Origin of the sequence: Maribacter sp., from assembly GCF_039968975.1 — a bacterium.
Taxonomy (GTDB): domain Bacteria; phylum Bacteroidota; class Bacteroidia; order Flavobacteriales; family Flavobacteriaceae; genus Maribacter.
Window position 1 is genome coordinate 12,470 of record NZ_JBDVOT010000263.1, and the last position, 13,385, is coordinate 25,854.

General features: G+C 34.9%; 8 protein-coding genes. All 8 read right to left on the reverse strand.

Going from position 1 to position 13,385, the window contains the following annotated elements:
- Positions 1–78: 78 nt before the first annotated feature.
- Positions 79–969, reverse strand: coding sequence for a hypothetical protein (locus ABJI11_RS17965; protein ID WP_348355457.1), 891 nt, complete (start codon positions 967–969; stop codon positions 79–81).
- A gap of 22 nt (positions 970–991) precedes the next feature.
- Positions 992–1,852: a creatininase family protein gene (locus ABJI11_RS17970; protein ID WP_348355460.1), complete on the reverse strand. Its 861-nt coding sequence runs from the start codon at positions 1,850–1,852 to the stop codon at positions 992–994.
- 138 nt (positions 1,853–1,990) lie between these two features.
- Positions 1,991–4,024, reverse strand: coding sequence for an amidohydrolase family protein (locus ABJI11_RS17975; protein ID WP_348355463.1), 2,034 nt, complete (start codon positions 4,022–4,024; stop codon positions 1,991–1,993).
- Between the two features lie 45 nt (positions 4,025–4,069).
- Positions 4,070–5,191 (reverse strand): VCBS repeat-containing protein, encoded by a 1,122-nt coding sequence (locus tag ABJI11_RS17980; protein WP_348355466.1) that lies wholly within the window; start codon positions 5,189–5,191, stop codon positions 4,070–4,072.
- Positions 5,192–5,197: 6 nt separating this feature from the next.
- Positions 5,198–7,195, reverse strand: a complete 1,998-nt coding sequence (locus tag ABJI11_RS17985) for an amidohydrolase family protein (RefSeq protein ID WP_348355469.1) — start codon at positions 7,193–7,195, stop codon at positions 5,198–5,200.
- Between the two features lie 46 nt (positions 7,196–7,241).
- Complete coding sequence (locus ABJI11_RS17990; RefSeq protein WP_348355472.1) at positions 7,242–8,396, reverse strand: membrane dipeptidase; 1,155 nt, start codon at positions 8,394–8,396, stop codon at positions 7,242–7,244.
- Between the two features lie 120 nt (positions 8,397–8,516).
- Complete coding sequence (locus tag ABJI11_RS17995; RefSeq protein ID WP_348355475.1) at positions 8,517–9,920, reverse strand: RagB/SusD family nutrient uptake outer membrane protein; 1,404 nt, start codon at positions 9,918–9,920, stop codon at positions 8,517–8,519.
- 12 nt (positions 9,921–9,932) lie between these two features.
- Positions 9,933–13,271 (reverse strand): TonB-dependent receptor, encoded by a 3,339-nt coding sequence (locus tag ABJI11_RS18000; RefSeq protein WP_348355478.1) that lies wholly within the window; start codon positions 13,269–13,271, stop codon positions 9,933–9,935.
- Positions 13,272–13,385: the final 114 nt, after the last annotated feature.

A 13,385-nucleotide genomic window follows, 5' to 3' on the forward strand; every position in this document is an offset into this window, starting at 1 on the left:
ACAACAGCAAAAAACAATAGCGATATATTCTCATAATAATGAATTCCAAATATTTATAATTAATTCAAAAACAAAGTACTAATTACCTTTTCCAAGTAAATCTAACCACTGTTCTGTATACCCTAAATTTCGTACACCATTAGAGTGTGCTCGTTTGCCTTCAGGAACTTCTAAATTAAAACCGTAAATGTGATCTTCTGGAATATTCATGGCTCTATAAGTTTCAATAATTATTTCTGCTGTAGGCTCTTTTTTATGATAAGTACCATACCAACGATCTAACGGAGTTGCACTAGGATTGTAATACCAATTCGCTATTTTATCTTTAGCGGAATAATCCCATCCACCTGAAAAATCTATAACTCTTGCCACTTCATGTGTTTTAGCAATAAAGGCTGACATTCCACCGCCTTGCGATTGTCCTGCTAATGCAATTTCTCTCCATTTTGGTGCTCCATCTTCTAAAAAACGACTCCAATTTCCTTGTTTATCATTTTCAGACAAATACATTAAAAGTTTAGTCAATCTATTCACAATTGCATCATAAGAAGCATCTGTGATTAGAGAAAATTCGGTATTTCCATAAACCCTTCTATTTCTAAAATCAGCTGCACAATTAGAATTCCCCTTTAGATTATCACCCTTACAAATTCGTGCAATGGCAGGAGTATTTATATAGGATAAATTAATTACCGCATACCCTTGTTGAATAGCCGTAGCAAACAAATTCTTAGGACCTTTCAATGCAATACCATTTGTTCCTGGGATAAAAAGCAACAGTTTACCCTGTTCTATAGATGGATTATAGGCTATAAAATGTGGGGTATCAGCATTTTTAATTCTACTATCTGTTTTTGATGGCTTAATCTTTAACACCACTTGAGGCTTAGGGAAAAGAATACTGTCTTGCGCACTTGCAAGCGTGAAGCTAAAGAATATTAAAATGTAAATAAGTGACTTATGCTTCATTACTATATTTTTTTTAAGGTTACTACTGTAAATACTCATTCCATTTATCAATAAACGCAGCACAAGCATCTATCATTCTTTTTACATTTTTCGTTCCTCTTTCTAAAGTAGCTTCTTTCGGATTTAATTCTCCCCAGACCCCAGTTTCTGTCATTTCTAAGGTCGATGTTTTTTTACCTGTTTCTTCTGCTTTTAATCCTTCTGCCAGGAATAACAATTTTGCCGTAGGTTCCTCTTTAATAACCTCTGGCAGCATTTTTTCTAAATGTTTTGGAAGTTTCATTCCAGGTTCTGTTGCCCTATCTATTTCTACCAAACTAGGCATTAAATACAGAGAGTCAGATGTTTCTCCTACTCCCGCGTGCCTATCTAAAGAAGTTGGTTTCTCTATTTCTTCCGGCTTAAGAAAAGGTGCTATCGCTACGCTATAATCTACAGCTACAGCCGCAGTTTTTTGATTTATTTGATCTACCAAAAAAGTTGTAATAGCTCTATTTCCTCCGTGAGAGTTCATAAATATAAAACGCTTAAATCCATTCTTGATAAGACTTTCAACCGTTTCCATATGTACTTTAACAATGGTCTCTGCACTTAAGGATATAGTTCCTGGAAATGCCATGTGATATGGAGATTGACCCGCCATTAAAACAGGTGCAACTAAAACATCTCGTTCTTGTGCAATTAGCTTGCAAAGCTCAACTCCGTTTATAAAATCGGTTCCAATAGGTAAATGAGTGGAGTGCTGCTCTAATGCACCAATAGGAATAATCACTAAATCTGACTTCGTTAAAAAGGTCTCCACCTCTGGCACCGTCATGTGCGGCAAATAGTTTTTAATTTTATCCTCTTTCCAAAGTGGATTTGTTTGTGCTTCTGCCATCATTTATTAGTTTAAAATATTCGTTGCTAATTGTTTTGTAAAAGCGTCGATTGTTTTTGTTGTTAACCACCTATTAGTCATACGTTTATCACCTTTTAATTTGAGAGTGTATTTTTTTAAACGAATTAATAACTATTGAAATTAATCTCTTGTTGGTTTAAAATCTGCTGCGATCCAAAGTGGTTCACTTTCATAATAGTTACCATTGGTCATTACAGAAGATACTGATCTAATATTATCAATATCGTCTAAAGGATTACGCTCTAAAATGGCAATATCCGCTTGCTTACCTATTTCTAAAGTTCCCGTAACGTCGTCATAACCCATTGCTTTTGCTGGAATTATGGTTGCCGTTTTGATAGCATCTAACGGAGTTAATTTCCCATATTTTACATAAGATTCCAATTCCAAGAAAAGTCCGAAACCTGGTGCAAAATTATCGGTACCTGCTACAACCGGTATACCGGCTTTATAAAACTTACCTATTACCTCGGCAGATTTAATAATATTTTGTTTTAACTTTTTAGATCTTTCTTCACGTGTACCTGCTCTAAATCTTTTACTTTCAAAAAGTTCATAAGCCATTCTACCTGCATCTGGCTCAATAGTTTCCATAGCATCACCTTTTGGTAATGTGCGCACTACTCCCAACCCAAGTGTTACATCTAAAACGGTACCATGTTTTAAATAAAACGCAATTGTATTGTTCACCATTTCATCTGTAACCTCATTGTCTACCATAAAAAATGGTCCCAGGTCAGATACTTTTTTATCGGTAAATAAAGCTCCTAAAATTCTGTTGTAATGGCTTAACATATCCATACCACTTTCTACGGCAATACGTGTATCATTTACTAAAGCGGGTACATGCCCAGTAACCGTCATGCCTACCTTATGCGCTTCTTCTGCCAAAACTTTTAAAATTTCAGGCTCAATAGAAGTATAAATCTTAATCTGTTCATATCCATTTTTATGGTAAAGGGCAACAACCTCTTTAGCTTCTTCTACCGATCTAGCCCTAATTATACCATTACCTTTAGGTCCAGGACCGTCTGTCATACCAGCTAAAAGAATATCAGGACCAACTGCTCCTTCTTTAGCAATGGCATCTCTAAAAGCTGTAGCAAATTCCAATTCATTACCATTATCCCTAATTGTCGTTACACCACCAGCTAAATACGCAGGCGCCCATTGTACTTGGTTAGAGTGAGCATGCATGTCCCACAGACCAGGTATTAAAGTTTTTCCGGTAACGTCTATTATTTTAGCTCCTTTAGGTACTTCAACAGCATCTTTTTTACCTATTTCTACAATTTTACCATCCTCAACAAGAAGCGTCATATCTACTTTAATGCCTTTACTAACACCATCGACTACGTTACCGCCAACCAATGCTGTAACTGGGTATTCCGGACCTTTAACACTCTCTGTATAACCTTTCAATTGAGCCATTTGCTCTTCCACATTACCTTTTATAAATAATGGCTTAGCCTCTTCATAGCCCTTTTTTATAAGTTCTCTAATTTGTGTATTAGCCTTAACCACGGCAACCAAATTCTTAGATTTATCTAGCCAAATGGTGCGTCCGCCCCAATTAATACCTTCTACTACATACCGGTCTAAGGCAACATCTTCACCATTAATTTTTATAACATCTTCACCTTTATGAGTTAAAGAAACTTCGCCTCTTGGTAAAGTTGAAAGTGACTGTATGTTACCTTGACTAAAATAATAGTGGTACAACATCATCTCAATACCAGCTGGAATATTACTATTTACACCAAAAAAAGCATCTTTTTTAGAAGTGGTCACTACATCAAAATGCTTCTCCCAAATAGAGACCTGGTCTCCATTTACCTCCATCTTAAAAATATTGGTGGTGTCATTGTTAGATATACGTCTACTGAAATAGGATAGCGGTTCAAGTTCCTTATTCATGTACAGTTTAGATTCTACCCCACTTATACGTCCTCTTTCATTTTCACCTTGTATAGAAGTGACAATAATAGAATCTTTGTTTGAGGTTATATTATAGGTCTCCTCTCCTATTTGAGATTGTCTTCTGAACACAAGAAAAGTACCTTCATCAGTAAAATTCTCCCATTTAGATGTTTCAGGGGAACAAGAGGCGAGCAGTACCAAAAAGGCACTTTTGATTACGTTTTTTAAATTCATTTTATAGTGTTAGTTGTATTATAAAATTTTATGAAAAATTACAGACTAAGGAAATTCTGGAGTAAATCTGTTAAAATAGTATCGATTTATTTCGTCCGAATTGCTTTCTATGATATCTAATTTATCGTCTCCGTTTAAATCAAAAACAGTAATATCGTAGGTATTAAATTTTTCATCTGCAAGGGTGATTTTTTCCCACTCAGTGCCTTTATTACTGTTTACAAAAACAGAATTTGAAGATCTTACATTGGCGATAATGATGTCCATATCACCATCTTTATCTAAGTCACCCAAGGCAATAGAATAAGACCTGTCCGTACTGTTATCGAATGTAACTTTACGAGTATAACTCTGTTTTTTATCTCCAAAATATATCACATTAGGTTCGCCAATATTTGCGGTAATAATATCTAAATAACCGTCTTTATCAATATCTGATATGGCAACGGAACGAGTAATATCTTTACCGGTTCCATAAGGTATTTTCTTTGTGAATTTTAGATTCCCCTCATTCAGATACACAAAATTTGGTTGATCGTCTCTATTGGCAAGAATTAAGTCTAAATTACCATCTCCGTTCATGTCCGCAACCTCCACATCAATAGTAGAATCTTCTTTGTTCCCAAAACCAATTGATTTAGAAAAGGTACCATCACCATTATTAAGACATATTTCATTTTCTTTTCCTCTGTTGGTAATAAGAATATCCATATCACCATCTTGATCAATATCCGCTACTACAATATTTCTTGTTGGCGCATATGCTTCACCAAAGCTAGATGCTTTGGTAAAATGTCCTTTTCCATCATTTAGAAATAGAAAGTTAGGTGCCATATCATTACCTACAGCAATATCTAAATCACCATCACCGTCAAAATCTGCCAATTCGGTAGAGTAACTGGTTTCGCTTTCAGCATCTACCGCTCTAGAAACTGTAAACACTCCTCTTCCATTATTCACAAATACCCTATTCTGACCTGGCCAATGACGACCGTTGGCTACTAGAATATCTGCATCTCCATCATTGTCAATATCACCAACTCCTATAGAAGCTGTTCGTTCTTTATGCGTTCCTAGTATTAATCTACCACTAGTAAAAAACTCCAATGATTGGGCATTTACAGTGCATAGTACCATAGAAAAAACTACTATTAATTTTATTTTCATTTTAAATTATTTGAAATGTTTAATACCCATTTTATTATAAAGATCTTCGGCTAAATAAAGATTACCGCCTTTAATCGTCCATTCTACTTTTCTTATATCGCTAATATTATCAACAGGGTTACCGTCTACGAGAATTAAATCTGCTTTTTTTCCTTCTTCTATAGAACCTAAAGAATCTGACACACCTGTAATATTTGCTGAATTTATAGTTGCCATTTTCAAAACTTCTGCTGCAGGTATACCGGCTTTTACATATAATTCTAATTCTCTATGGTATAAGAACCCTGGTAAGCCATCAGTACCTGGTACTATAGATACCCCCCTTTGGTACATGTCATACAAAGCATTGAGCATATTATCATAACTTTCTTTGAATATTTCTACCTTCTTTCCGGGTTTAGGTAATCCTCCACTATAAAATGCACGCTGTTCTATAAGTGGTAGCCTACTTATAATTTTATTGTACGTAGGGCTAGGTTGACCTTTCTGAGAAAGGAACATATTCTCAAAAATGGACATAGTGGCATCTACAAGAATATCTTTTGATTTTAAAAGTGAGACAAACTCTAAATACTCTTTTGATTTTAAATCAATGTCACGACCATAATTGGCAACCATTGTAAATCGCAAAGGTGTTCTAGTATCAATAGTATCTGACATGAAATTTAGAAACAACATATTCATATGTTGAATTTCATTGTAACCTTGGTTTATAGCTTGAGATGCGGTCATGTAAGCAGGTATATGACCACTTACGCGCATGTTTAATTCATGTGCTTTATCTGCAAGTGGCTTAACCCATTCTGGTCTTATTGAACTGTACAACTTAATTTGATCATAGTCCAAATCTTTGTATGATTGAATTTCAGCTAACCCTTCTTCAAGGTTATCAACTACATTTCTTTGATTTGCAAAAGGTCCAGAGCCATCTATTATACCACAAAAGGTTACTATATTTGGACCGATAATTTCATTTTTATCAAACTGTGCACTAAGCTCTTTTAATTGCTTATTATTAGCTAAATCTCTTACAGATGTAACTCCTCCTGCCAAGTGTAACAATCCTCTGAATTTGGTGTTGTGGGTATGCATGTCAAACATACCGGGCAGTAAGGTCTTTCCAGATCCGTCTATTACTTGAGCCGTACCGTTCAACACCTTGCCCATAGAGGGTTTGATCGATTTAATAATCGTACCATCAACAAGTACATCTTGGTTTTTTAGAATTGAACCATCCTTAGAAAAGACATTAACATTTTTAATGATTATTTTATCAATGTTATTGGAAACCTCTTTAGAAATATGAAAAAGATATTCATTTTCATAGTTACTCTGTAGGGACTGCAATTCTTTTCTAAAAGCTATGAAATCTTTTCTAACGATATGTAGGTTACCAGAAATACTAGCTATCATTTCATTATCCTTTAACCATATATACCTAGGGTTCATTTCTAAACCTTTTATCATTAAAAGATCTACAATAGTACCGTCTGATAGCGTTATGGAATACTCATTTATCAACTCTACTTCTCCTTTTGGATAAAGGTTAATTTTCTTGTTTTCAGATTTAACCAAAAGTTGCGCTAAAATCTCATATACTGCAGGTGAACCATCATGTCTGAAATAAAGTTTATCTCCCTCAAAATCAGCCTCATCTTTACTCATAGGGTTTGACCACCATGCAGAACCACTACTACCCTTAAAACTTTCGTTTATGGAATCTTTCAAATAATTGACACCAGTAATAGATTCTGAAATAATATAGTTTTGATCATTTAGGACGATATCCTCAGTAATTTCAGGTCCACGCCCCCTATCCGTGTAGTTGTAAGTATATTGTAAACTTCCATCCGATAAAATAGTTTTCTCGTATTTACCAGCTATATTTTCACGAAATACAACATCATATTTTATTTTCTCAGTACTTTTATTATCAGTCTTTTGAGACTCAGAACAACTGATAAAAACTATACATAATAGCGCAACAAACAGGTAGTTTTTCATACTTTAAGTTAGATTAGGTAATTCTGTTATTTTGAAATTTTCAAGACTATGCTTTTAAAGTCTCCTTATAAAATCTCAACCAATTTTGTCCTAATATCTTTTCGATATCTCCGGTGCTATATCCTCTTTTATCCAAAATTTTAGCAACCTGTAAATATCTATCTGGCTTATCCAATTCAGGAATCCATGGTGGCCATTGTACTTTGTATGAAGGCTTAAATCTTGTTAATCTAGGTACGTACCAATTTTCACGAGTTGCACCAGTCGCTTCCAAACCTTGTATAGCAAAATCAGATGCCAAACCTACGTGGTCAATGCCTCCAATTTTTACGGCATGATCAATATGGTCTACATAAGTTTCTAATGTAGTATCAGTTCCAAGATTAGGACCGATCATATACCCTAAACAAATAATACCAATAATTCCTCCTTTGTCAGCCATGGCCTTTATCTGTTCATCTGTTTTAGACCGTGGATGATTTTTATGCAATGCCTCGCACATAGAATGATTTATGGAAACCGGTGCTTCACTGAACGCTATACCATCATTGGTAGTCTGTTCTCCGCAATGAGATAAATCTACCATAATCCCTAACTCATTCATACGGCTTACGACCTCAATACCAAAATCGGACAAACCACAATTGGTACGCTCGGTACTACCATCTCCTAAGTAGTTTCGTTGGTTGTAGGTCAGCTGCATCCAACGCATTCCGGCATCATAAAGCTTATCTAAATTTTTAATGGACCTACCCACCATGGTAGAATTTTGAAAACCTAGCATTACTACAGTCTTTCCTTCTTTTTTTGCTATGTCATAATCATCAGCACTTGTGCCTAAAATCAATCGGTCTGAGTTTTCTTTAATTATGGTTTGCCAACCATCTAAATTTTTAAGTCCTTTTGCTAAATTTCCAGAATCAACAGAAGCATTAAACCCTGTATAACCAGATTCTGAAAGCGCTTTAAACGAATCTTCATTCCAATTACGTGAAATGATCAAACCATCGTTTATAATGGCATTTTTATATAATTTTTCTACCCCTTTTTCACCAAGCTTCTGAACTAATTGTTTACTTATTTCTAAGTTAGAATCGGCATCAATGGATTCTAAAATTGTATTCAAAGAATAAGCCGCTTGACCAGGAAAAAAAGCTCCTAACGAAAGTAATTTCGCAAGATTTCTACGTTGTGTGTTCATATATGCTGAATTTTTAAAGTATCAGTCTTATACTTTAATTAAATTATTAATAACACATTGAGAGAAACAATGAAGTCTCTCAATGTGTCTAAAAACTAACAAACAAATTAGTCTTGTAAATTAATACCCTGGGTTCTGCTCAATATTAGGGTTAACATCTGTCTCATCTTGTGGTATTGGCATAATCACCGTATCTGCTCCATAAGGAATTAAACATGCCTGTGCAGTGCAGTTGGTTCTTACAATATCCATTTGATTACGCATTAAATCCCATAATCTTTGACCTTCAAAAGCTAATTCTAATCTTCTTTCTAAAAATATGGCATCCTTAAGGTCATCTCCAGTATCTGAATTATCCGGTTCATCGGCAATAGCACGTTGGCGCACCATATCCAAATCATCTTGCGCACCAGCGATATCAGTGCCTATTTCTGCTCTAGCCTCTGCACGTATCAAGAACATTTCAGCAAGTCTTACAACTTTTACATTATCGAAGCCATTGATATCTGCATATTTAATCATTCTATTAGGTGCAAATTCACCCGTTAGCAATGGGTCAACTTCAAAAGTGCTTAATCTAGCATCATTCTCAGGATATAGATCAACTACATCATTAGAAGGAAGGTAATCTCCAAAACCTGCCTGTAAATAAAGTCCTGCAATACCATTACCACCAACATTATCAGTTTCGGTCATTGATATTTCAAAAATTGACTCAGAACTATTATCCGTAGTCCATAAATCATAATAGTTATCATTAGAAATTAAACCATAATCTCCTGAATCTATAACAGTACTAGCCATAGCTTCTGCATTGTTCCAATCTTCTTTAAACAGATATACTTTAGCTAACAAAGCCCTTGTTGCCATAGGAGAAAGGGTATTTGAATTACCGCTTCTAGAATTACCGTTCATCAAAGAAATACCAGTAGTCATATCAGAAATTATTTGGTCATACACTTCTGCTACAGTACTTCTAGAAGGTTCATTATCCAAATCAAAATTCAAAACAATAGGTACACCCAAATGACTGGCATCTGCCGTATAATTGTATTGCTGAGCAAACATGCGTACTAAATCAAAATACATTAAACCTCTTAAAGCATATGCTTCACCGATGATATGATTTTGTTCATCTAATACCGCATCTACTAAAATTGTTTCTGAATTAATGATAGCGTTGGCTGCGTTAATGCCTTCATAAGCACTACCCCACAATGATAAAGCATCACCGTCTGATACTCTTTGTATATGCTCTGCATAATCAACAATTCTATTGGCTTGACTGTTTTGCTTAACGTCATCTGCCAATACATCCGGTATCATGATCATGTAACGTCCATAATATTCTGAACCAGACAATTTATTATATATACCGGTTATAGATGATTCATAACCGTCAAGATCTAACAAGGCGTCAGTATCCGAAACAGATTGTTGCGGAGTAAGTTCTAAAAAAGAGTCTGAACAAGAGAATACAAGTCCAGCCATTATCGCTACTATAAATATTTTATATGTTTTCATGTGTCTCATCATTTAAAGTTGAATATCTAAACCAATGGATATAGTCTTCACTGCAGGCGTCTGCCCAGTGTAGGTACCATTAATTCCTTGTTCTGGATCAATGTAAAGGATATCCTCTTTTACAAAAGTTAGGATATTAGTTCCCCTTGCATACAATCGCATTGAATTCAAGCCTAATAGCGAAGTAATATTTTCGTTAAAATTATAGGCTACCGTTAAATCCCTTAAACGAATATAACTACCGTCATATAACCATCTTGTCTGGTTTGCTTCATTACTACCATTACGACCACCCCAAACAAATTGAGGAACTAAAGCATCAGTAGAACCTGGCTGCCATCTATTATCATAAATAAAGTTGGCGGTACTTCTAGGTGTAAGTCTACCATCACCTAACGTACCTCTGGCTCTATCATCGAAAATATAATTACCGTAAGAATAAATGAAGTTGGCACTTAAACTAAGATCCTTATAAGAAAACATAGTATTGAAACCACCAAAAAACTCAGGAGTAGCAGATTTATCATCTAAAAAGCGTTCTGCATCACTAATATCATTAGTTATCGTTGTTTTTGAAGCATCTGTATACCATTGTGGATCACCATTTTCTTGGTTCACACCTGCCCAGCTATATAAATAGAAAGATTGAAAATCTTCACCTTCTTGTCTTCTAAAGGCACCATCTGTAAAGTCATCTGTTAGCTCAGTAATTTCATTCTTTAAGAAGGTGGTATTAAACCCAACATTCCAATTAAAGTTATCATTACTAATGATGTCTGCATTCATAGAGATTTCAATACCTGAGTTTTTCATCTCACCAAAGTTCTGAGTCAATGAAGAAAAACCTGAGGTTAAAGTAATTGGTACGTTTAATATAAGATCAGATGAAGTACGTTCAAAGTATTCTACCGTACCACTAATTTTAGAAAATAGTCCAAAATCTAACCCAACATTAAAATTCTGTTGACTTTCCCAAGTAAGGTCAGGATTTGCAATTTGGCTTGGACTACCACCAGGGTTACCGTCATAATCTTGCCCATATACATAAAGCCCTTGTGAAGGAAAGTTACCAATGGCAGCATTACCTGTAACACCCCAAGAACTTCTTACTTTTAAAAGATTAAGAAAAGAAACATCTTCTAAAAAAGCTTCATTACTAGCTAACCAACTACCTCCAAAAGAATAAAAAGTACCCCATCTATTATCTGCACCAAATCTTGAAGAACCGTCTCTTCTTAAACTTGCAGAAAGAAAGTATTTTCCATCATAGTTATAATTTGCTCTAGAAAAAGCAGAAACGAAAGTATACTCAGATTTTGAACCGCTAATAGCAAATTCTGCAGAAGCACTATTTAAAGTTCTTAAACTCTGATTTGGAAATTGTGTTCCAGAGGCACTAAAAGACTCATTATTAGTTTCTTGGGCTTCAAAACCTCCTAAGACATTAAAGTTATGATTATCACCTAAAGTAAAATTGTAATCTGCTGTTTGCGTACCTACAAAGGTTCTAAGTGATGTATTTGCCTCATAACCAATTCCGCCAGAGTTTCTTCCTCCTCCATACCTTGGATTTTGATATTGAGACTCCGTCAATGTCAAAAGGTCAAAATTCAGTTGCGAACGTAATGTCAAATTCTTTATTGGTTTTACGGTAACCGCAAAATTGTCAATAACCCTAAACTGTTTATTCTCCCATAGGTCATCTCCACTTAAAGAACCAACTGGGTTAGCACCTCCTAAAGGAAAATAATCTGCATGCTCACCATTGAACCTGCCTTCTTCATCATAAATAGGAATTAATGGCGATAATTCTAATGAATTTTTAAACGGATTGTTGAAAGAACCACCGTCAAAAAAGGTATTGGTAGTACTATTAGAAACCGTTATGTTATTCGAAATAGTTAAATAATCTGTTGCCTTAAATTCAATATTACTACGGGCACTCAACCTTTCAAATCCAGATCCAATAATATAGTTTTCTTGATCATAATAAGCACCAGAGAAAAAATACTTTAAATTATCGGTACCACCACTAGCACTCAAATCATAACTTTGCGTTATTCCTGTTCTCGTTATTGCATCTAACCAATTTGTATCTGTAGGTTCTCCTGTAGAAGGGTCAATCAATTGCTGAAAAGTAGCATCAAATCTAGCTTGAGCTTCTGCAGGTGTATCACCAAGATTTACATAACCTTCAAGAAATAACTCTGTATACTCAGCCGCATTCAATGGTTTTAAAATATTGTTATAAGCCTGAGAATTAAAGCCAGTAAGTGTTTTCAATGTAATTTTAGCTTTACCAGAACTACCAGATTTTGTGGTAATCAATATAACACCATTAGCACCTCTTGATCCATAAATTGCCGTAGAAGCCGCATCTTTTAAAACAGAAATTGATGCAATATCATTAGGATTGATAGACGCCATAACATTGGTACTACTACCGCCATTATCTATAGTTCCAATACTACCGTTTTGTACAGGAATACCATCTATTACATATAAAGGCTCACTTGAAGCTGATATAGAACCAATACCTCTAATTCTCACCTGTGTATTACCACCTGGAGCACCATCCACAGCACTTGCCTGCAAACCTGCGGTACTACCTCTTAATGTTTGCTCAAAAGTAGAAACCGGTATCTGTTCCAACTCTTCACTTTTAACAACGCTCACAGAACCTGTTATAGATTCTTTAGTAGATGTACCATAAGCTACAACTACTACTTCATCTAAAGAAGCAACATCTTCTTGTAGAATGACATTGACTACAGATTCGTTTCCTATAGATACTTCTTTAGTAAGCATACCTATATAAGAGAAAGTTAGAGTGTCACCATTAGAAACATCAATAGTATAGTTACCATCGAAATCTGATTGTGTACCAGCAGTTGTACCCTTTACCAGAACGTTAACTCCTGGCAAAGGTTCACCTGCTACATCTGTAACCGTTCCGGTAATTGTATTTTGAACAACGGCAACTTCATTTAATATAGAATTGCTGGGGGAACTTATGGGCACTTTCTTGACAATTACCTGATTGCCAATAATTTTATAACTTAAATCTGTATCTGAGAAAGCTTTTTCCAAAACAGTTTTCATTTTGGCATCTTTCAGTTTAACAGAAATCTTTTTGTCTGTATTTATAACATTATCTTTATAAAAAAAGACATAATCACTTGTGTTCTGTATTCTTTCGAAAAATTCTTCAACAGAGATATTCGTTACATCTACCTGTATTTTATTTTGCGCAAATACAGAGTTAGCGTAAACTGATGAAAGTCCTATTCCGATAAATAGTAGAAATATTCTCATAATCGTTAGAATTCCGACTGGTATGATATTTTTCATATTTTTGTATTGGTTATTTAATGTTGCTGCAAAACAGCAATATTGAAATTAATTGCCGGAAGATGCGGGAACATCTTCTGGCTTTATTATTTATTGCTACTTCAAAAAAAAAAT